This window comes from Enemella evansiae (assembly GCF_002250705.1).
Lineage (GTDB): Bacteria > Actinomycetota > Actinomycetes > Propionibacteriales > Propionibacteriaceae > Enemella > Enemella evansiae.
Genome location: NZ_NMVP01000038.1, coordinates 108,248 through 128,811, shown reverse-complemented (window position 1 = coordinate 128,811; position 20,564 = coordinate 108,248). Strand labels below are relative to the sequence as shown.

The window sequence follows — 20,564 nt, the reverse complement described above, 5'->3', positions numbered from 1 at the left end:
TGCGCTCACTCACTCGCCGACCGCGCGCGGGCGGGGGCGCTGTTCCTCGGCCTCGACGACGGCGGCGACCTCGGCGCCCGGGCCGTCGGCGGTGACCGGGGGCTCACTGGCCGAGACCGGGGCCGCCAGGTCGATGGTGCGCACGGTGCGCGGTGCGACCGGCGCCTGCACATAGGTGGGCCGGGTCACCGGCAGCGGATCCCAGAGCGTCCCCGGCGCCCCCTCGGGCGCGTCGATCTCCACCCGGTTCACCGAACCGGCGTCCTTGCCGGACATCGCCTTGGCGAGTTCCTCGCGGCTGATCCGGACCGTGTCCTCCTCATCGCCGCGCTCGATACGAGCCAGCCGAGCCTCGAACCCCTGATGCATCGCTCGCACGCTGACCCGGGCGATCGCGACGAAGGCCGCGATCAGCACCACCGGGATCGTCACGCTCCACCACGGCGTACGCCCGATCGCGCTCAGCACGATCAGCGTGACCAGGCCCAATCCCAACACACCAAGGACATTTCGCCGCCGGGCCGCCATCCGCTTCTCGGTCCGGCAGATCTCGGTGACCGCCGCACGCCGGGTCAACGGCGTGGAGATCTGCACATCGTCGATCGGATTCAGGTCCTGGTCCACCGCCGGCGCCGAGCCGTCGCGGATGATCTGCACCGAATCGGAGAACCGGGATTCGGGGTCGCTGACCGGCCGCGCCGGCTGCTGGTTGCGGCGCAGGTACATCGGCACCAGATACGCCAGCCAGGCCACCACGATCGCACCGAAGATCAGCCCCGTCGTTCCCACGAGGCAGACGCTACGCAAGCAGCCGTCCCAACGCGCTGACCCTAACCGGAGTGTCGTCACATCCGTTGCGGACAAGCCCAAATCGACTCATGTTTGATGGCAGGACCGAAGGTGAGGAGTCCAGATGGCGCAGGTCGTAGGGAGTGGCGCCGCCGGCTACTCGATGAACGTCAGGTCGCGGTGCTGCTCTGCTCCCAGCGATGCACCAGGCCCTCACCGACCTCGTCGGCGTTCAGCGCGAACACCTCGTGATCCCGCCAACCGCCGTTGATGTGCAGATAACCCGGCCGCAACCCCTCGTATCGGAAGCCGAGTTTTTCCACCACCCGCAGGGACTTCCCGTTCTCGGGGCGGATCGCGACCTCCATCCGATGCAACCCCATCCCGAAGAAGCAGTAGTCGGTGGCCATCGCCACCGCCGTCGGGACGATGCCGCGGCCGGCCAGCCGCTGGTCGACCCAGTAACCGATCTGGGCGAAGTTGGCCGATCCGCGGGTGATCCCCGAGACCGTCACCTGGCCGGCGAGCACCCCTTTGGCGTTCGGGTCCTCCCCCAGCGATTCGTCCCAGACCAGCAGCCAGGGCAGCATCCGGCCCTGCCGCGCCTGGTGGTTGAGCAGGCGTACCAGCGACCCGAAGCTCGGCGGGCCCGGCTCACCACCGGGCGGCACGGTCGCCTCCCAGGGCAGCAGCCAGTCCCGATTGACCCGGCGTACCGACTCCCACGCGGCCCGGTCCCGCACCCGCATCGGCCGCAACCGGACCCCGCCGTGCTGCAGGGTCACCGGCCAGCGGTGCGAACCCTGGCGGCTGATCTCGGTGCGGAAACGGTTGGCCATCTCAGTGATCGCCACCTCGGAGCTGGGACACCGCGTGCGGCAGGATCGGCGCCAGGACTTCCATCGCATCGCGTGCGCCGCCGCTCGACCCGGGCAGGTTGATCACCAGGGTGCGACCGGCCACCCCGGCCAGCCCCCGGCTCAGCAGTGCGGTCGGGATTCCCTTGTCCAGACCGAAACGGGCGATCGCCGCCGGGATCTGCGGCACTTCGTAGTCCAGCAGCGGCGCGGTCTGCTGCGGGGTGACATCGGTCGGGGTGATCCCGGTACCGCCGCTGGTCAGCACCACATCGTGCTCCCCGATCGCGGCCCGCAGGGCCTCCCCCACGGCGTCCCCGTCGGGTACGACGACGACCTCGGAGACCTGGAATCCCAGCCCGGACAGGGATTCGCTGAGGATCGGGCCCGACTTGTCCGGATAGACACCGGTCGCCGCCCGGGTGGAGGCGACGACCACGCAGGCCCGGCTCAGGTCAGTCACGACGCCAGTCCCCACTGCGACCGCCGGACTTGGCGGTGACCCGGATGTCGGAGATCACCGCACGCTTGTCGACCGCCTTGACCATGTCGACCAGCGCGAGACCGGCGACCGAGACCGCGGTCAACGCCTCCATCTCCACCCCGGTGCGCTCATTGGTACGCACGGTCGCGGTCAACTCGACCCCCTCGTCGACGATCTCGACGCCGACCTCGACACCCGAGACCATCAGCGGATGGCACAGCGGGATCAGTTCGGGGGTCTTCTTGGCGCCCATGATGCCCGCGATCCGTGCCACGGCAAGAGCATCGCCCTTGGGGATGTCCCCCGAACGCAGCAGTGCCACGCACTCGGCCGACAGCAGTACGCGGCCGGCGGCGGTCGCGGTACGGACCGTCACCTGCTTGGCGGAGACATCCACCATCCGGGCGTTGCCGGCGGCATCCAGGTGGGTGAGGGCGGGGTCAGTCATCGGTCAGCATCCAGGTGGTGACGGTCTGGCCGGCGGGGACCACCTCGGTGCCGGGTTCCAGCACGACCAACGCATTGGACTTCTGCAACGAGCCGAGCAGATGCGAACCGGGGCCGCCGACCAGGTCGACGGTGTGCCGGCCGCCGGGATCGGTGCGCACCTCACCACGGAGGAACTGGGCCTTGCCGGGTGCGGAGCGGATGATCGTGTTGGTGACCGCACGCACCGGTTCCCGGAACAGCGGTTCGACCCCCATCAGCTTGCGCAGCACCGGGCGTACGAACACCTCGAAGGAGACGAACGAGGACACCGGATTGCCGGGCAGCATCAACATCGGCACCTGGTCCTCACCGATCAGGCCGAAGCCCTGCGGCTTGCCGGGCTGCATCGCGAGCTGGGCGAAGTCGACCAGACCGAGGCTGGGTGCGACCGCCTTGACCACGTCCCAGTCACCCTGCGAGATGCCGCCGGAGGTGACGATCAGGTCGGCGCGCACCAGCTGGTCGGAGATGATCTGGGCCATCTCCTCCTCGTCGTCGCCGACCGCGCCGACCCGGAACACCTGGGCGCCGGCGGCCTTGGCCGCGGCGGCCAGCATGTAGGAGTTGGAGTCATAGAGCTCGCCCTTGTCGCCCAGCGGCAGTCCCGGTTCGACCAGTTCGGTGCCGGTGGCGATCACCACCACCCGCGGCCGCGGCCGGACCAGCACCTTGTCGATGCCCACCCCGGCCAGCAGCCCGACGGTGCGGGAGTCGATGCGGGTGCCGGCCGACATCAGGTGCTCACCGTCCTCGATGTCGGAGCCGCGCAGCCGGATGTTCTTGCCCTGTTCGATCTGCGCGAAGATCTGCACATCCTCGACACCACGATCGGTGAGCTCGTACTGCACCACCGCGTCGGCACCCTCGGGCACCGGGGCCCCGGTCATGATCTTCATCGCCGTGCCCGGGGCGAGCGCCCGGTCGGCGACCGAGCCGGCGGCGATCTCCCCCACCACGGCCAGCGACGCCGGCGCGTTCTCGCTGGCGTTCCAGGTGTCGGCGGCCTGCACCGCGTATCCGTCCATCGCCGCGTTGTCGAACCCCGGCAGGGCGATATCGGCCTCGATGTCCTCACACAGGCTCAGCCCGAGCGCATCCAGCACCTGCATGCCGAACGGCGGCAGCGGTTCGATCTGGTCGAGCACCCACTGCCGATGCGCCTGCCACTCCCGCAGCCCGGCGTCATTGGCGGCCGGGGGTTCCGGCAGGGTCGGGACTTCCTCCACCACCTCGGGCGCGGGGGCAGCCTTCTTCTTTCGACCGAACAGAGCCATGGCCCATACGATAGGCGAATGAACCTGCCCGGACCGCCCAGGCGCCCCGGTGACACCGGATCCGCAGCGGACCAGGAGGCATTGCGGTCCGCCAAGGAGATGCTGCGCGGCGCGATCCGCACCCGTCGCCGGGCCCGGCCGGAGGCCGCACGGCTGGCGGATGACCATGCACGTTTCCTGCTGCTGCAGGATTTCTGGGGTACGCCCCAGCCGGATTCGGTGGTGGCGGCGTACCTCTCCCATGCTGACGAACCGGGCACCCTGGAGACGGTCGGGTGGCTCACCGCCCACGGGGTCCGGGTGCTGTTGCCGGTGCTCGATCGGCGCGCCGACGGGTCGGTACGCCGGGAACCGGACTGGGCGCCCTATGCCGGCCCGGACCGGTTACGGGCCGGGCTGTGGGGCATCCCCGAGCCCACCACCGACCCGGTCGGCGCCGAGGGACTGGCCGAGGCGGGCGTGATCGTCTGCTCCGGGCTCGCCGGGACCACCGCCGGCGAGCGGCTCGGGATGGGCGGCGGTTGGTTCGACCGCGCCCTGGAGTACGCCGCAGCGGATGCGGTCACCGTCATGCCGTTGAACGACGACGAGGTGCTGCCGAGCCTGCCGGTACAGCCCTGGGACCGGCGGGTGGATGTGCTCATCACCCCGACCCGGTTGGTCCCACCACCCGACTGAGCCCTCGCGAATGCAGGATTGGCCCATGAATGCCATGAGCGCACCGATTCGGCCACAGCCCCGGAGCCGTTGGCTGCTGTCCGAGCAACGTCGGGCGTACCTGGCCATGTTCATCATCCTGATACCCGCCGGCGCGGGTTGTCTGGCGCTCGCGTTCACCAACCGGCAGCTCCTGCGCTACTCGTGGCTGGTCGGTCTGGTCGTGTCGTGGGCGATGTACACCGTGGTGCATTCGCTGCTGACCATGCGCACCTTCGGCGTGCTCAGCGGGGCCGCCCTGGGCGCCGCGGTCACCGCCGATCCCAAGGCGCAGCCAGAGAAGGAGCCGCGACGGCGCGGTCTGCTGCACCGGCTCCGGAATGACGATTCCGGCCCCGCCTGGTCGATCCAGATCTCCTTGTTCGCGCTGGTCGGACTGGTCGTGATGGTCTTCATTCCCCAGCTCCGCGCTTCGATCCCGCTGCTGGCGCTCGGGTTGGTGATGGTGGCCGGGGCCTGGGCCAACATCGCGATCATGTACGCGGTCCACTATGCCCGCTTCGATCTGCTGCATGGCGGCTTCGAGTTCCCCGGCGACCGGGACAGCGAACGCGAGTTCACCGACTATCTCTATCTGTCGCTGGCCGTACAAGCCACCTTCGGTACCACCGACACCGCCATCACCAGCTCCGCGGCGCGCCGGGCGGTGATGACCCAGGGGATCCTCGCATTCGTCTTCAACTCCGTGCTGGTCGCGATGATCGTGTCCCTGATGCTCGGCTCTGCCCAATGACCTCACGCCCGGGGGCGGTGGTGCGAACGGTTCAGCTGCCGGGGAGGAGTTCCAGGCGTTCCTCGGCGGCGGCTTCGACGGCCTCGCGGCGATAGGGCCAGAGCGGCATCTCCCCACGGGCCAGCAGCTCCAGCTGGTCGTCGTAGTTGGGATGGAAGGGGTGCCCGGACTGCCCCGACTGGTTCACCCACCGCGAATTGTCCAGATCGGACAGGTCGACGACCATCCGCATCGTCGGCCCGGAGGTGACCTCGAAACCCCACTTGCGGTCATCGAAACCGAAGGCCTGGACGATCGCCGTCCCGCCGCCGACCGGTTCGTCCCCGCGGTTGAAGATCGCTTCCAGGGCACCGATCCCCGAGGATCCGAAGGTCTGGTTGCGCAACCGCAGCCGATGCGACTTGCCCCACTGCCAACCCGACGGATCCCGGCTCATCAGCACCGTGATGTCGCGGCGGGCGTCCACCATCGCCTGGGCGATGATCGTGTCCCGGTCCTCGACGATCACGGTGTTCTTGTCGTCCCACCACGGATTGCGGGGATCGCGCAGCAGCTCGGCCAGCACCCCGTACCAGCGATCGGAATTGCCGGTGCGCAGTTCGGGCGGCACCTCGTCATCGAAGGTGAGCCGCAGCAGATGCTTCATCACCAACTGGAAATAGGCCGCGCCGGCCGAATCCGGACCGGCCTGCAGGTCCCAGTCACGCAGCACCTGCTGCCCGTCCCGCACCCAGTCCTCCGCCGGTGGCACGCGCAGCAGCGAGGGCACGATCCGGTCGGCGAACCGGACGCGGTTGTCGGTGAAGATCGCCTGGCTGTCCTCGACGGTCATCGGCCGTTGCAGGGCGTTGATCCGCTCACCGATCTGCTGACTGCGCCAGCCCATCGAATAGTCCGATCCGAGCACCCCTGGATAGTTGGCGATGATCTGCTGGTTGGCGGCGACGATGTAGTTCCGGGGCGGGTTGTAGGCGTACGGCAGTTCGGCGAACGGCACCCGGCCCTGCCAGTCGTAGGCCGGATCCCAGCCGGGCATCGGGACGGTGCCGTCACCGGCCCCGCGGCGCGGCAGGTCACCGGGCAGCTGATAGCCGATGTTGCCCTGGGTGTCGGCGTAGATCAGGTTCTGCGAGGGCGCCTTGAGACGTTCCGCGGCCTGCCGGAACTCGGTGAAGTTGCGTGCCTCGTTGACCCCGAACACCGCATCCAGGGAGGCGCTCGGGGTGAGCGCGGTCCAGCTCAACGCGACCGCGCTCTCCACCCCGTCGGGGGTCTCGGGCGCCGGCACACCCCGCAGTTGCGCATCCACATCGGAGAGCAATGGGCCATGCGATCCGGTGCGTACCGTGATCGTGCGTGGTTCCTCCCCGGCGACGTCGATCGTCTCGGTGCGGGTCTCCAGCTCGACCCAGTCCTCGCCGCGGCGTACCTTGCCGCCGCGCACCTGTTCCAGATAGAGATCCTGGGTGTCGACGTAGGGGGTGGTCATCCCCCAGGCGATGTCGGCGTTGTGGCCGATCATCACCCCGGGCATGCCGGAGAAGGAATATCCGGTGACATCGAACGGGCAGCCCTCGCTGACATTGCGGCAGTGCAGCCCGACCTGGGTGAAGACCGACGGGATCGAGGTGGCCAGGTGCGGATCATTGGCCAGCATGGGTTTGCCGGAGGCGGTGCGCTCCCCGGAGACCACCCAGGAGTTGGAGCCCAGACCACCGCTGTCCCGGTCCGCGACCATCGCCGGCAGCTTGCCGTCCAGTTCGGCGATCGCCCGCAACTGCGGTACCGCGGCCGCGGGAAGTTCCGGAGCGGTGCGCTGCTGCCCCTGGCGGGCGTTCGGGTCGAACTCCCCCGCCACCGGCGCTCCCCGACCGACGATCGGTTCGAACACCTGCGGGTCGAAGGGCGGGCGCAGCTCGGCGGCCCGCTGCGGGCCGACCACCTGCCGCATCACCGCGTTCTCGATCTCGGAGGTGCGGTTGCCGTCCAGCTGCCAGGCCATCGCCTTCAACCAGGCCAACGAATCCACCCCGGACCACGGTTCGGGCCGGGCGCCACGGCCCTGCAGGCCAAGGATGGTGTACTCGACCCCGAGGTCGCTGGGCTGTCGCGAGGTGAGATAGGCGTTCACCCCGGCGGCGTACGACTCCAGATAGCGCCGGCTGCTGGAGCTGAGCATCGCGAACTCCTGCTCGGCCACCCGGCGCCAACCCAGGGTGCGGACATAGCGGTCGGTCGCGACCTGGGAGGGGCCGAACCATTCGGCGAGCCGGCCCGCGGTGACGCGGCGGCGGAAGTCCATCTCGAAGAACCGGTCCTGGGCGGACACCCAGCCCTGCGCCGCGAACAGGTCCTCGGGGGTGTCGGCATAGATCTGGGGTACGCCGCGGGCGTCGCGGAGCACGGTGACCGGGTTGGCCAAGGGGGTCACCGTCGTGCTGCCCTCGGTCTGCGGGAAGGATTCCCGGATCGTGACCACCGCCAGGCTCGCCAGCGCCGCCAGCACCAGCGCAACGGTGATCAGCAGGTTGAACAACCAGCGCGGCAGATGTCGCAAGTCAATCCTTCGGGCGGGGTCGGTGCGCGGTGGCCGGGTCCGGCCGAGACCCACCCGAGCCTAACGAGCGAGGTGGGCCCGAGACAGCCGACCGGCTGTCGGAATGGCGAAATTCACACCTGCGCATTAGCAGTCGCTATGCTTGAGTGCCAGAAGGAGACACGATGCCCACGTATCAGTACCGCTGCAAGGACTGCGGGTCCGACCTCGAGGTCCAGCAGAAGTTCACCGACGATGCCCTGACCGAGTGCCCCAACTGTGACGGTGGGCAGCTGCGGAAGGTCTACAACGCCGTCGGCGTGCACTTCAAGGGTTCCGGTTTCTATCGCACCGACTCCCGCAAGGACGCCGGCGCGAAGAGCTCGTCGGGCGGGTCCTCCTCCGGGGAGAAGAAGTCCGATTCGCCCAGCAGGGCCGACTCGGGCTCGGGCGGTTCGGGCAGCTCCGGCAGTTCCTCCAGCGACTCGAAGTCCAGCTCCAGCAAGGCCGCCACCTCCGCCTGATACCGGACGCCACCGGCCACGGTGCGCTGGACCCGCCCCACCAGCGCTGCCTGCGAAAGGGTGCGTCCGCGGGGTGTTCCCGTAACCGACCGTGGTGGTCCGCTCCGCTGCGGATGGCGGCCCACTCGATGAGCGTGGGGCCTGTGGACAACTTCTCGGTGCGGTCGGTGCCTGTGGACAGCGGTGCACGATTCCGGCACGCGATACCCATGGTGGGGCATGCCTGCTGAGTCCAGTTCCGTCTTCCGCCCCCGCCGCACGCGCCCGCCGCGGCGTACGCCCCTGGCGAGCTTCGGCCGCTGGTTGCTCTGGCACCGCCGCGCCCTGGCCGTGGTCTGTGCGGTGGCCGCGGTGCTCTGCACCCTGCTCGCCGCCCGTCCCGCTCCCGACCCCGGCGTACCCGTGGTGGTCGCCGCGAAACCGTTGAGCGGCGGCGCCCCGCTGAGCGCGGCCGATCTCAAGGTCGTCAGCTATCCGACCCGCCTCGCACCCACCGAACGCAGCACCGACCCGGCCGCGCTGATCGGGCGGGTGCTGACCGCGCCGGTCTCCGGGGGTACGCCGCTCTCGGATCTCTCGGTGGTCAGCCCGCGGGCCGGCCGCGGTGCCGACGACCAGGTGCTGGCACCGGTCCGGCTCACCGATCCGGGGGTGGCCACCCTGCTCCGGGTCGGTGATGCCGTCGACGTGCTGGCCACTCCGATCGACCAGGGCACCGCCCGGGTGGTGGCCCGCGGTGCCCGGGTCGCGGCCCTTCCGGGCACGGGAACCGGTGCCGGCCCGTTCGCCACCGAGGACAGTCGGGGTGCGCTGCTGCTGCTCGAGGTCCAGGCCGATGCGGCGCCGAGTCTGGCCCAGAATTCGGGCCGGCTCTCGATCGTGTTGCGCTGAGCGCGACACGCGTGGAAAAGCCGGGACGCCGGTTACCGGCTGATAGATTGCGAGCCGTTCCGGCCCAAGGTGGGCCTACGAACTGATTGGAGAAGAAGTATGAAGGGCTTCAAAGACTTCATCATGAAGGGCAACCTCATCGAGCTTGCCGTTGCCTTCATCATGGGCACTGCCTTCGCCGCCGTGGTGAAGAGCTTCGCCGCCCTGCTGATGGATCTCGTTGCTCGCATCCTCGGTTTCGACCCCAGCCAGGCCTTCAGCTCCGCCGTCGTGTGGGGCCTCAAGATCGGTGACTTCCTGAGCACCCTGTTCAGCTTCGTCGTCACCGCTCTGGTTCTCTACCTCGCTGTCGTGAAGCCTTACGAGCAGTACAAGAAGATGCGCGGGATCACCGACGAGAAGACCGCCACCGAGACCGAGCTGCTGGCCGAGATCCGCGACCTGCTCGCCGGTCGCTGATCCTCACCCTCGACCACCCCCGACCCAGAGCAGCAGAAAACCCCGTCACGGTGCGGTGACGGGGTTTTTCTCTGCCCACACGAGATTTCTCCGATCAACCCCAGTGCTCCGATCAGCCCCAGTGCGGTGGCCGGTCGGCGAGCAGGCGGCGATCGGCTGCGTCCAGCCCGGTACGCCCGGAACTCACCCGGGACACCGCGCCGGTGGCACCGAGCAGCCGGCGCACCTCGGCCATCGCCGCGGCGTACTGGGCCGCACCCAGACCCGCCCGCATCTGCTGTGTCGGTTGATGATTGCGCCGCGCGGCCTCCCGGAGCCGGTCACCGGACCAGCCCAACCCGGCCAGCTCCGCCAGCAGCACCGCCGGCTGCGGGGTGTCGTGATCCGGCAGGTCGAGTTCCTCACCGGTGAGCGTGAAGCCGAGCACCCGGTGCCAACCGGTGCTCATCCGCCGAGCACGGTCCCGGGTTCGATGCGCTGCTGTTCGGCACCGCCATCGAGCTCGACCTTCCCCCGGACCACCACATCGGCACCGAAGGAGAAGTCACCCTGCACCTGCAGCGAGGTGGCCTCACGCAGCGAGGGGGCACCGTCGGCGAACCGGGCGTCGAAGTCGCCGATCTTCTTGTAGTAAGCCGAATCCAGGCTCACCGCCGGCGTGCTGTCGGTGGTCGCCTCGAGGGTGCCGTCGGTCCGCACCCGGTAGCAGTCCGAGCGCAGCAGCAGCAGCTCATTGGTGGTCTTCACCGGCAGGAACCGGCTGCGGTCCACCACGATCGCGGTCGCCCCCTCGAAGACCTCGATCGCCGCCCCCATCGCGGTCTCCACCTGGAAGACCTCCGGGGAATCGGAATCGGCCGGGTCGACGGTCTTGGTGTTGCGGATCAGCGGCAGGCCGAGCACCCCGCGGCGCTCGACGAGCACCTCCCTCAGTCGCTGCAGGTCCCACCACAGATTGTTGGTGTGGAAGAACGGATGCCGGTGCTCGTCGGTGAAGAAGTGCATCTCGTCATCGGCGGTCTGGGCCGTGTCCCGCAGGATCAACCGACCATCGCTGCGGCGGACCGCGAGATGCCCACCCTTGCGGTCGTTCACGGTCCGCCGGCACAGCTCGGCGGCGTACGGTGCACCGCTGGCGGCGAACCAGCCGGCCAGCACCGGGTCCGGGGCCGCGCCCAGGTTGTCGGAGTTGGATACCGACGCATAGCGGAATCCCTGCTCCAGCAGGCGATCCAGGATCCCGGAGCCGAGCAGCGCCGGATAGATGTCCCCGTGCCCCGGCGGGCACCACTCGAGCGACTCGTCGGCCGGCCAGGACACCGGGGTCAGGTCGTCGGTGCGCAGCTTCGGCTCGAAGTTCTGCAGGAAATCCGGCGGCAGGTCACCGACCGGCAGATCCGCCTGGTCGGCCAGCACGGCGAGCGTGTCCGCACGAGTGCGGAAGCTGTCCATCAGCAGCAGCGGCAACCGGGCGCCATGGGTCTCCCGGGCGCTGCGCACCTGCTGCAGGATCAGATCGAGGAAGGTCTTCCCGTCGCGCACCGGCAGCAGCGACTTCGCCCGGTCCATCCCCATCGAGGTGCCCAGGCCACCGTTCAGCTTGATCATCACCGTCTGCGCGAGCGCCTCACGGGACTGCTCCGGGTCCGGGTGCTGATCGGCGAGCCGGTCCACCTCGGTCAGCGGGCTGATGCTGTCCTCGGCGATCAGACCGGTCGCACCGGACTCCAGTTCGCTGTAGTAGTGCCGGAAGACCTCGATCTCGACCGGGTCGACCCCGGCTTCGGTCATCTTGTCGATCGCGCTGCGCAGTCCCTCGGCGCTCACCCTGCCTCCTCGGCGGTATCGGTCATCTGTCTGGTCAAACCTAGCGAGGGCGGGCCGGGTCGCTGCAGCTGGCCGGTTCAGTTCGGCGCGGTGGCGAACAGCACGATCGCCACCACGCACACCAGCACCGCGACGATGCCGGTCAGCAGGACGTGGCCGTGGTCCTTGCGCATCGCGAAATGGGAGGCGCCGGCGCCGACACCGAACAACAGGGCGGCACCGAGATATTGCCAGTGCGGCAGATAGAAGAAGGTGAACAGCAGCGCCAGCGCCAGCACCACCAGGCTGACCGGAACCGTCACCGGAGCATGGCGGTCACCGAACCCGGCCAGCGGGCCGCGGCGGCGATTGGGCCGGATGCTCTCCATCAGCGACTCCGGCTGCTCCCTGGGATCCATGGTCCCACTCTAGGCGCAACCCGACGCTCGCCCTAGGCTGCCCGGATGAGCACCTGGAGCGATGCCGAGGCCCGCGTTCTGACGGCCCTGGACGAGGAGCGGCTGGTCCGGACCCTGGTCGAGCTGGTGCGGGTGCCGTCGGTGACCGGCAGCGATGCCGAGTCCGAGCTGCAGGCGATGCTCGCCGGCCGGCTCACCGAACTCGGGCTGGAGGTGGACAGCTGGCGGTTGGCGCTGGACGAGTTGTACGCCGCCGACGACTTCCCCGGCGTGGAGGCCGAGCGCGGTGAGGGTCACGGGGTGGTCGGCAACGCCGCCGGGACCGCCGGCGAGGAGGTCCCGGCGCTGGTCCTGCAGGGCCATGTGGACGTGGTACCGGTCGGTGATCCCGCCAAGTGGGGTCAGGCCGATCCCTTCCAGGCAACGATCTCCGGGGACATCCTGCACGGTCGCGGGGCCTGCGACATGAAGGCGGGGCTGGCCGCCAACCTGGCCGTCGCCCAGGCGCTGCGGGACAGCGGGCTGCGGTTCGAGCGCGGCTTCGCGCTGCACTGCGTGGTCAGCGAGGAGGACGGTGGGCTGGGTGCGTACGCCACCCTGCGGCGCGGTCACACCGGTGAGTTCGCGGTGATCCCCGAGCCGACCAGCGGCCGGCTGGTCACCGCCTGCGCCGGTGCGCTCACCTTCACCCTCGAGGTGCCCGGCCGGGCGGCACACGGATCGGCCCGGCTCAGCGGGGTCTCCGCGATCGAGAACTTCCTCACCCTGCATCCGGCGCTGGCCGGGCTGGAGGCCCGCCGCAACGCCGATCCCGATCCGCTGTTCGCCGGGAATCCGTTGCCCTACGCGATTTCGGTGGGCACGGTCCGCGGTGGCGACTGGGCGAGCAGCGTGCCGGACCTGCTGACCGCCGAGGGGCGGATGGGCGTACGCCTGGACGAGGACCCGGCGACCGCCCGCGCCGAGCTGGAGCAGGTGGTCGCCGAGGTCTGCGCCCGGCATCCGTTCCTGCGTGACCAACCGATCCGGGTCAGCTGGTCCGGCGGGCAGTTCGGCTCCGGACGGATCGAGGCCGACCACGCCTTCATCGGTGAGACCCAGCAGGCGATCGCGGCGGTGAGCGGACGCGCGGCGGCACTCGGGGCCGCACCCTATGGCTCGGATCTGCGGCTCTACACCGGCGTCGGTGGGATCCCGACCCTGCACTACGGTCCCGGCGATGTGGCGATGGCACATGCACCCCGGGAACAGGTGTCGATCGCCGAGACGATCCAGGTGGCGCGGACCCTGGCCGTGCTCGCGGTCCGCCGGCTCGGTGGTCACGCGGCGCGCTGACCCCCGGGATAGCCTGACCGGCATGCTGCTCCAGGAGGTCGCCGACACCTCGGCCGCGGTGGCCGCGACGCGTTCCCGCAACGCCAAGCGGGACCTGCTGGCCGAGCTGCTGCGCCGTACCCCGGCCGAGGACCTCGAGATCGTGGTCGTCTGGCTCGCCGGCGAACTGCGGCAACGGCGTACCGGGGTCGGCTGGGCCTCGCTCAGCACGCTGCCCGATCCGGCCGCCGAGCCGAGCCTCGAGGTGACCGCGGTCGACGCCGAGCTGGAACGGGTCGCCGGGCTGGCCGGGCCGGGCTCGCAGCTGGCCCGCCGAGAGGCGATGAGCCGGTTGTTCGGTGCCGCGACCGCGGGCGAACAGCGGCTGCTGCGCGGCCTGCTGTCGGGTGAGGTGCGTCAGGGTGCGCTGGACGCGGCGATCCTCGATGCGGTCGCCGCCGCCTCCGGGGTGCCGATGACCGAGCTGCGGCGAGCGGTGACGGTCCGCGGCGCGACGGCCCCGGTGGCCGTGGCCGCGCTCACCGGCGGCAGCGAGGCGGTCGCCGCGTTCGGCGTACAGGTCGGTCAGGGAGTACGCCCGATGCTGGCCTCCTCGGCCCCGGATGTTCCTGCTGCATTGGAAAAACTCGGCGACCGGTGGAGCCTGGACACCAAGCTGGACGGCATCCGGATCCAGGCGCACCGCGGTGCGGACGGGGTGCGCCTGTTCACCCGCAGCCTGGACGACATCACCGACCGGCTGCCCGAGGTGGCGGCGATCGTGGCCGCGCTGCCCGGTGGGGATCTGGTGCTGGACGGGGAGGTGCTGGCCCACGATGCGGCCGGGAAACCGCGGCCCTTCCAGGACACGGCCGCGCGCAGTGCCACGCTGAGTCCGGCACCGGAGGCCGGCGCCGGGCTGGTACCGGCGTTCTTCGACGTGCTCCACGCCGACGGCGCGTCCCTGCTGGACCGCCCGCTGGTGGACCGGTTGGCGGTGCTGGACCGACTGGTGCCGCGGGAGTACCGGATCCGGCGCGCCGACACCACCGACCCACAGGAGGCGGCCCGGTTCTTCGAGCAGGTGGTCGCCGACGGCCATGAGGGGGTGGTGCTCAAGGATCTGGACGCGCCCTATGCCGCGGGTCGCCGGGGCGCGGCCTGGATCAAGGTGAAGCCGCGGCACACCCTCGACCTGGTGGTGCTCGCGGTCGAGCGCGGCAGTGGCCGGCGGCGCGGCTGGCTGTCGAACATCCATCTCGGCGCGCGCGATCCCGAGGGCCGCTTCGGCCCGCCGGGTGGGTTCGTGATGGTCGGCAAGACCTTCAAGGGGATGACCGATGAGATGCTGCGCTGGCAGACCGAACGGTTCACCGACCTGGCGGTCGACGAGGGTGACTGGATGGTGACGGTGCGGCCCGAGCAGGTCGTCGAGATCGCCCTGGACGGGGTGCAGCGATCGCGTCGTTATCCGGGCGGGGTGGCGCTGCGGTTCGCCCGGGTGGTGCGTTATCGCGACGACAAGCCGGCCGGTGAGGCCGACACGATCTCCGACGTCCGCGCTCTCGGCGAGGGCTGACCGGGCTCGCGCGCCGTCCGCAAAGAATGATCATGGAATATTCGTACTTGCATACGTATGTTTGCGGCTGAAGGGCCGGATATTCCATGATCGTTTCTGGATGGACAGCTGCCGAGGAGCTCGATTGGGGTGGGGCTGTGCGGGAGCGCTAGGCTGAGACGGCCGCGCGAGCGGCGAGGCCCCATAGCTCAGGGGATAGAGCACCGCTCTCCTAAAGCGGGTGTCGTTGGTTCGAATCCAACTGGGGCCGCCCGACGTTCACCCGTTGTTTGATGAGATTCCGCTCAGTCCGAGTTGCTTTTGGGCCGATTTTGGGATGTGCCCTTGGTTGGGACCCCGTGGGTGGGTATCTTTTTTATTGAGAGCGCCGATGGATGTCTCCTGGGGGTGGGTAGACAAGGTGCGTGAGCCCGTTCGTCGGCGCTCTCCTCAATCATGACGAAGGGCCCGGAACCAGATCGGTTCCGGGCCCTTCGCTCTGCGTCGGCTCGCGCGCGGCGCCATGACCCCGCTCTTCGGCCCAGTCGTCGAAATCCTCGCGGCCTTTCCGCGCCGGTCACCTCAGTGACGCGGGATTTCTCCTTGGTGGGCCTGCATCGCGGGGACGCGCCGCCAGACGCTCGCCTCCTGGAGGTCAGCTGGCGGGGGTCTCCTCCGGGAGGCCCTTGAGCTGCTCGATCAGGTTCTCCAGCTGGGAGGCGTTCAGCAGGCCGGCCTGGTTGAAGACCATGTTGCCCTTGTGGAACGCCATCACCGTGGGGATGCTCATGATGCCCAGCGAACCGGACAGCTCCTGGTTGGCCTCGGTGTCGACCTTGCCGAAGACGACATCGTCGTGGGACTCCGACACCTTCGAGTAGATCGGCGAGAAGCGCTTGCACGGGCCACACCAGTCGGCCCAGAAGTCGACCAGGACCAGGTCGTTCTCCTTGATCGTGGACACGAAGTCCTCGGAGTTCAGGTCAACGGTTGCCATATCGGGCGTACCTCTCTCTAGTTCGGTCGTGCCCATTCGCACAGGGCCACGCTCACCTGCACAACACCGGTGCCGGGAACGCTATTCCCCCTCAAGGGTAAGCATGATGTCGTCACCGATGGAACGGATCACCCGGCCGGCGCCGATGGTCCGCCCAGCCACGGTGGACACCAGCGCCGACATCCCGGGCAGCGCCTCATCCGGCGTACCGGCCCCCGGCACCGTCCGCAGCAGCAGCGGATTGCTGCCGTCGGGCCACGGCTGGCTGAGCCGCTCCCAGGTCCGCAGCCAGGCCTCGGAGATCTCCTGCACCGACGGTACGCCGAAGAAGTGCCCGACCGGTGCGTGGTGCCGCAGCGCCACGATCGGCGAATCCACGTAGAGCAGCGCCAACCGGACCCGGGCATCCAGATCGCGGCGTTGCTCCAGCGACCCCTGGACCGCCCAGGAGCACGGGTTCGGACAGGTCTCGCCGACATCGGGCCGCTCCCCCGCGCCGATGGTCTCGTGGTTCATCGCGCAGACCGCGAGTGCATCCCCGAGCCGGGAGTGGAACTTGTCCAGATAGGCGGTGTAGCCGATCACGTCACCGTTGCAGGCGTTCAGCGACCGCTTGGCGGTGGCCCGCAGCGCCGAGTTATGCGGGCAGCTGCGGTCGTCGGTGCCCCAGCGCTCCCCCACACTGTCGCGCATCCGCAGCGGATCCCCGCCGTGCCCCAGGGTCGATTCCCAGGCGAGCTGGCAGAGGTATTCCCCGATCAGGTGCGCGGTCACCACCACCTGCAGCGGTTCGTGGCGCAGCGCGCGCAGCTGCATCACCTCGAGCATCAACTCGTACAGCGGTACCAGCGAGGCCAGCGCCCCGCGCTGCGGATCGCGCGGCAGCAGCGGGAAGGAGGACTCCGCCAGCCGCAGGGCCCACGGCCGGTCGAAACCCTCGGCGATGGTGCCGAAGTCCTCGGCGTCCAGGTCCAGCACCCGTTTCGCCGCGGTCGCCAGGTCGCGGACCTTCGCCAGCCGCTGCGGCGACCCGGTCTGCGGCAGCTTGTCCTGGGCCAGGGCCGCCACCGCGTCGTACCAGTGTCCCTCCAGCAGTGCGCGGACCGGCCCGTCAGGCACGGACGACCACCACGGCGAACAGCTGCTCGGCCGCGTCGGCGTCCACCTCGTAGCTCTCCCCCGAATCGGTCGTCAGGCGTACGCCCCCGGCACCCGGTTCGGCGTCCACCTCCACGCCCGGCACGATCCCGGCACGGAACAAGGCCGCCATCGTCTCGTGCCCGGTCTGCAGGTTCTCCCCGATCCGGCGCAGCTGCACCCGCGTGGACCCGCCGCCGGAGACCAGTCGCGCCAGCGCCTGGCTCGACTCGCCGGCATCGGCGGCCGCGGTGGACCCGAGATCGGCCAGCCCCGGGATCGGGTTCCCGTAGGGCGAGGTGATCGGGTCACCGAGGATGGAGACCAGCCGCCGCTCCACATCATCGGAGATGACGTGCTCCCACCGGCAGGCCTCGTCGTGCACGTTCTCCCACTCCAGGCCGATCACATCGACCAGCAGCCGCTCGGCGAGCCGGTGCTTGCGCATCACCCGGATGGCACGATCGCGGCCCACCTCGCTGAGCTCCAGATGCCGGTCGCCCTGCACCGAGAGCAACCCGTCGCGTTCCATCCGGGCCACGGTCTGGGACACCGTCGGGCCGCTCTGGTGCAGCCGCTCGGCGATCCGGGCACGCAGCGGAACCACACCCTCTTCCTCGAGCTCGTAGATGGTGCGCAGATACATCTCGGTGGTGTCGATCAGGTCGCTCACGCGGCTGCTCCTGTCCTGCCTGTCTGCGGGTGGCCTAACCCCAGCAGGTCGAGCCGGCGGGGTCACCCCAGCTTACTGGGCGGTCGTACGCCCGGGAACTGTTCGACCGGCCTGCTCGTTCAGTCGACCCAGCGACCGCCGCGCAGCACCCGGCGTACCCCGCCGCCGGGGTCGGTGAGCACCAGATCCGCCCGGTACCCCGGCGCCAGTGCACCGACCTCGGTCAGCCCGTGCCAACGGGCCGGATTGCCGGCCGCGGCGGCGGCCACCGCCGTCAGATCGGCACCCAGCCCGAGCACATACCGCACCGCGGCCGCCATGGTCAGCGTGGAGCCGGCGATGCTGCCCAGGGTCGGCGCCCCGGACCCGTCGGCGACCAGCAACCGGGCCACCCCGCCGCTGACCCGGGCCTGCACCGCACCGAGCGCGTAATCACCGTCGCCGAGCCCGGCGGCGGCCATCGCGTCGGTGACCAGCAACACCCGGTCCCAACCGGCCGCGTCGGCGGACATCCGGATCACCTCGGGTGAGAGATGGATGCCGTCGCAGATCAGCTCGACCCCGACCCGCGGATCGTCCAAGAGCACCGGGACCGGGCCCGGGTCGCGGTGATGGATCGGCTGCATCGCGTTGAACAGATGGGTCGCCACCCGCGCACCGGCATCGATGGTCCGCCGGGTCAGCTCGGCCCCGGTATCGGAATGCCCGAACGCGACACACACCCCGGCGGCCCGGAACCGCTCGATCGCCTCGACCGCGCCATCGAGCTCGGGGGCCAGGGTGACCATCGCCAGCTGCCCGTCGGCGGCGGTGAGCAGGGCATCCACCAGCTCGGGAGTGGGATCGCGGAGCAGCAGCGGATCGTGCGCGCCGCGGCGGGCCTCGGCCAGGAAGGGCCCCTCCAGGTGCAACCCGGCCAGCTCACCGGCGGCGGCGAGACCGGACAGCATCTCCAGCTGGCGGCACAGGTTGTCCACGGTGTCGGTGGCCAGGCTGGCGAACTGGGTGGTGGTGCCGCGGGAACGGGCGAAGTCGAGCACCCGGCGTACCCCGGCGGCATCGGTGGAGCCGAAGTCCACCCCGACGCCACCATGGGTGTGGGTGTCGATGTAACCGGGCAGGGCCCAGGTGTCGTCGGTGGCGGCACCCGGTGCGGGTTCGACGGCGGCGATCCGGTCGTCGGCGATCTCGATCCGGGCGGGGGCGACCATGCCCGACGGGGTGACGGCCCCCGCGACCAGCAGCGGTTCCACCTCAGTCCGCCAGCACCACCGCGCGGGTCAGATTGCGCGGTGCGTCGGGATTCAGACCGAGCTTCATCGCCCGGGCCACGGCGAGCCGCTGGGCGATGATCAGATCGGCCATCGGGTCGATGTCGTGGTCGACGAAGGTGGCGCCGGTGTCGCGGACCTGGGCGGCCAGACCATAGGGCGGGCGGCCGAAGCTCCACACCACCCGGCCGGGTTCGGCGACCGCGATCGGGCCGTGCCGATATTCCATCGCCGGGTACGCCTCGGCCCAGCTCTGCGTGCACTGGCGGAACTTCAGCGCCGCCTCCTGGGCCAGCCCGATCGTCCAGCCATGACCCAGATAGGTGATCTGCTCGACATCGGCCATCTCCTCGGTGAGCCGGTACTGCAGCGCCTCGGTGGCCTGGCGGACCATCTCGGCGAGCGGGTCGCCGACCCAGGCCCGGACCAGGGCGAGCGCGGTGGTGGCGAAGCGGGTCTGCACCACCGAGGCCTCGTCGGCGAAGGACAGGTCGATGCTGGCCTCGGCCAACCGGGCGGTCGGTGAGGTCTCGGGGACCACGTCGCCGACGACGGCCAGGGTCGGGATCCGGCCGCCGACATCGCTGAGCAGGCGGTTGATGTCGGTGGTTCGCCCGGAGCGGCTCAGCACCACCAGCCGCTGGTAGCCGCGGTCCCGCGGGCACTCCGAGGCGGTGAAGGCGTCCGACTGCCCCATCCCGGCGGCCTCCCGGAGGGCGGCCATCGACTGCGCGATGTACCAGGCCGTGCCGGTCCCGACGAAGGCGACCCGCTCACCGTCGGCGGGCAGCAGGTGCGCCACCTCCGGCAGCAGTTCCCCGGCCCGCTGCCAGCACTCCGGCTGGGAGCCGATCTCGTCATCGGTCAGGAAGGGCATCTACGCTCCTCGGCTCGGCTGCGGTGGACCATCGGCTCCAACCTAGCGTGCGGCCTCAGGGCTGCAGTCGGGTACGCCGCCAGCGGTAGTCGTAGCGGTCGAACAGCAACCGATCGTGCAACCGGCTCGGCCGGCCCTGCCAGAACTCGATCCGGTCCGGCACGATCCGGAAGCCACCCCAGTGCTGCGGCCGGGGCACCTCGCCCTCGGCGTACTCGGTCTCCGCTCCGGCGTACGCCTCGGCGAGTGCGGCCGCGTCGGCGATCGGGTGGGACTGCCGCGACATCGCGGCGGCGATCTGGGAGCCGCGCGGTCGGACCGCGAAGTAGGCGTCCGACTCGGCCGCGCCGACCCGCTCGACGATGCCCTCGATGCGGACCGAGCGATAGAGCGCCGGCCACCAGAAGGTGGCCGCCACCCCCGGGTTCTCGGCGAGCTGGTTGCCCTTGTTCGAGTCGTAGTTGGTGTAGAAGGTGAACGACCCCTCGCCGAAATCCTTGAGCAGCACCACCCGCGCGCTGGGTCGCGGCCGGCCGTCGGTCATCCGCACGGTGGCCACCGTCATCGCCGTCGGTTCCTTCACCTCGCCGCGCTCGGCCGCGGCGAGCGCGTCGCCCAGCCAGCGTTCGAACAACCGGGTCGGGTCCATCCCCGCCTCGTCCTCCAGCAGGCGTACCGAGTCGTAGTCGGTGCGCAGTCCCTTCAGGTCGGCAGGCTCGTCTCGGCTCATGGCCCCCCACTGTGCCGCGCGTGAAAGGA

At 70.0% G+C, this 20,564-nt stretch carries 22 protein-coding genes and 1 tRNA gene; 8 read left to right on the top strand and 15 right to left on the bottom strand.

Annotated elements, in window-relative coordinates; all coding sequences use genetic code 11:
* Window positions 1-9 precede the first annotated feature (9 nt).
* The 5 genes from BI335_RS20670 to glp all read right to left on the bottom strand — a co-directional run bounded on the left by BI335_RS20670 (window position 10) and on the right by glp (window position 3,893).
* A complete protein-coding gene (locus BI335_RS20670; protein WP_094433316.1) occupies window positions 10-789 on the bottom strand; it encodes a hypothetical protein in 780 nt (259 codons plus the stop codon).
* Between the two features lie 170 nt (window positions 790-959).
* Window positions 960-1,628, bottom strand: coding sequence for a GNAT family N-acetyltransferase (locus tag BI335_RS20665; protein ID WP_094355632.1), 669 nt, complete (start codon window positions 1,626-1,628; stop codon window positions 960-962).
* A 1-nt stretch (window position 1,629) separates the two neighbouring features.
* Entirely contained in the window at window positions 1,630-2,109 is a 480-nt protein-coding gene (locus tag BI335_RS20660; RefSeq protein WP_094433314.1) for a MogA/MoaB family molybdenum cofactor biosynthesis protein, read from the bottom strand.
* The gene (gene moaC / locus BI335_RS20655; RefSeq protein ID WP_094427646.1) at window positions 2,102-2,578 is read right to left on the bottom strand and encodes a cyclic pyranopterin monophosphate synthase MoaC; all 477 of its coding nucleotides are present in this window, start codon (window positions 2,576-2,578) and stop codon (window positions 2,102-2,104) included. Before moaC ends, BI335_RS20660 begins: the two co-directional genes overlap by 8 nt.
* Window positions 2,571-3,893 carry a molybdotransferase-like divisome protein Glp gene (glp, locus tag BI335_RS20650; protein WP_094355635.1) on the bottom strand — a complete coding sequence of 441 codons (1,323 nt, stop codon included), beginning with the start codon at window positions 3,891-3,893 and terminating at the stop codon, window positions 2,571-2,573. The genes moaC and glp overlap by 8 nt, the downstream gene beginning before the upstream one ends.
* 18 nt (window positions 3,894-3,911) lie before the next feature.
* On the opposite strand from glp, the gene BI335_RS20645 reads away from it, so the two are divergent.
* Together BI335_RS20645 and BI335_RS20640 are read left to right on the top strand one after the other, a co-directional pair.
* Complete coding sequence (locus BI335_RS20645; protein ID WP_094403573.1) at window positions 3,912-4,571, top strand: 5-formyltetrahydrofolate cyclo-ligase; 660 nt, start codon at window positions 3,912-3,914, stop codon at window positions 4,569-4,571.
* 34 nt (window positions 4,572-4,605) lie between these two features.
* On the top strand, window positions 4,606-5,343 hold the full coding sequence (locus BI335_RS20640) for a DUF1345 domain-containing protein (protein ID WP_172421994.1): 738 nt from the start codon (window positions 4,606-4,608) through the stop codon (window positions 5,341-5,343).
* A gap of 31 nt (window positions 5,344-5,374) precedes the next feature.
* On the opposite strand, the gene BI335_RS20635 is transcribed toward BI335_RS20640, so the two are convergent.
* Window positions 5,375-7,900, bottom strand: coding sequence for a penicillin acylase family protein (locus BI335_RS20635; RefSeq protein ID WP_229119713.1), 2,526 nt, complete (start codon window positions 7,898-7,900; stop codon window positions 5,375-5,377).
* Between the two features lie 164 nt (window positions 7,901-8,064).
* On the opposite strand from BI335_RS20635, the gene BI335_RS20630 reads away from it, so the two are divergent.
* From BI335_RS20630 to BI335_RS20620, 3 genes are all read left to right on the top strand, one after another.
* A complete protein-coding gene (locus BI335_RS20630; RefSeq protein WP_094433310.1) occupies window positions 8,065-8,403 on the top strand; it encodes an FmdB family zinc ribbon protein in 339 nt (112 codons plus the stop codon).
* A gap of 219 nt (window positions 8,404-8,622) precedes the next feature.
* The gene (locus BI335_RS20625) at window positions 8,623-9,294 is read left to right on the top strand and encodes an SAF domain-containing protein (protein WP_094433308.1); all 672 of its coding nucleotides are present in this window, start codon (window positions 8,623-8,625) and stop codon (window positions 9,292-9,294) included.
* Window positions 9,295-9,393: 99 nt separating this feature from the next.
* Window positions 9,394-9,753, top strand: coding sequence for a large conductance mechanosensitive channel protein MscL (locus tag BI335_RS20620; protein ID WP_094403569.1), 360 nt, complete (start codon window positions 9,394-9,396; stop codon window positions 9,751-9,753).
* Window positions 9,754-9,865: 112 nt separating this feature from the next.
* Here the strand turns inward: BI335_RS20620 and BI335_RS20615 are convergent, their stop codons facing one another.
* From BI335_RS20615 to BI335_RS20605, 3 genes are all read right to left on the bottom strand, one after another.
* Window positions 9,866-10,201, bottom strand: a complete 336-nt coding sequence (locus BI335_RS20615) for a hypothetical protein (RefSeq protein WP_094406081.1) — start codon at window positions 10,199-10,201, stop codon at window positions 9,866-9,868.
* On the bottom strand, window positions 10,198-11,580 hold the full coding sequence (locus BI335_RS20610; protein ID WP_094406082.1) for a UTP--glucose-1-phosphate uridylyltransferase: 1,383 nt from the start codon (window positions 11,578-11,580) through the stop codon (window positions 10,198-10,200). The genes BI335_RS20615 and BI335_RS20610 overlap by 4 nt, the downstream gene beginning before the upstream one ends.
* A gap of 77 nt (window positions 11,581-11,657) precedes the next feature.
* Entirely contained in the window at window positions 11,658-11,978 is a 321-nt protein-coding gene (locus BI335_RS20605; RefSeq protein WP_133626645.1) for a hypothetical protein, read from the bottom strand.
* 45 nt (window positions 11,979-12,023) lie between these two features.
* On the opposite strand from BI335_RS20605, the gene BI335_RS20600 reads away from it, so the two are divergent.
* From BI335_RS20600 to BI335_RS20590, 3 genes are all read left to right on the top strand, one after another.
* Complete coding sequence (locus BI335_RS20600) at window positions 12,024-13,313, top strand: ArgE/DapE family deacylase (protein WP_094433306.1); 1,290 nt, start codon at window positions 12,024-12,026, stop codon at window positions 13,311-13,313.
* A 22-nt stretch (window positions 13,314-13,335) separates the two neighbouring features.
* Window positions 13,336-14,871 carry an ATP-dependent DNA ligase gene (locus BI335_RS20595; protein WP_094406084.1) on the top strand — a complete coding sequence of 512 codons (1,536 nt, stop codon included), beginning with the start codon at window positions 13,336-13,338 and terminating at the stop codon, window positions 14,869-14,871.
* 177 nt (window positions 14,872-15,048) lie between these two features.
* Window positions 15,049-15,121: transfer RNA gene (locus BI335_RS20590), tRNA-Arg, on the top strand.
* Window positions 15,122-15,505: 384 nt separating this feature from the next.
* Here BI335_RS20590 and trxA read toward each other — a convergent pair.
* From trxA to pdxH, 6 genes are all read right to left on the bottom strand, one after another.
* Window positions 15,506-15,847, bottom strand: coding sequence for a thioredoxin (trxA, locus tag BI335_RS20585; protein WP_094355646.1), 342 nt, complete (start codon window positions 15,845-15,847; stop codon window positions 15,506-15,508).
* An 81-nt stretch (window positions 15,848-15,928) separates the two neighbouring features.
* Window positions 15,929-16,966 (bottom strand): hypothetical protein, encoded by a 1,038-nt coding sequence (locus BI335_RS20580; protein WP_229118005.1) that lies wholly within the window; start codon window positions 16,964-16,966, stop codon window positions 15,929-15,931.
* A complete protein-coding gene (locus BI335_RS20575) occupies window positions 16,959-17,657 on the bottom strand; it encodes a metal-dependent transcriptional regulator (RefSeq protein ID WP_094355648.1) in 699 nt (232 codons plus the stop codon). The genes BI335_RS20580 and BI335_RS20575 overlap by 8 nt, the downstream gene beginning before the upstream one ends.
* 119 nt (window positions 17,658-17,776) lie before the next feature.
* Entirely contained in the window at window positions 17,777-18,868 is a 1,092-nt protein-coding gene (locus tag BI335_RS20570; protein ID WP_094433391.1) for an N-acetylglucosamine-6-phosphate deacetylase, read from the bottom strand.
* A 43-nt stretch (window positions 18,869-18,911) separates the two neighbouring features.
* Window positions 18,912-19,805 (bottom strand): SIS domain-containing protein, encoded by an 894-nt coding sequence (locus BI335_RS20565; protein ID WP_094433304.1) that lies wholly within the window; start codon window positions 19,803-19,805, stop codon window positions 18,912-18,914.
* Between the two features lie 55 nt (window positions 19,806-19,860).
* Complete coding sequence (gene pdxH, locus BI335_RS20560; protein ID WP_094433302.1) at window positions 19,861-20,535, bottom strand: pyridoxamine 5'-phosphate oxidase; 675 nt, start codon at window positions 20,533-20,535, stop codon at window positions 19,861-19,863.
* Between the last annotated feature and the right edge of the window lie 29 nt (window positions 20,536-20,564).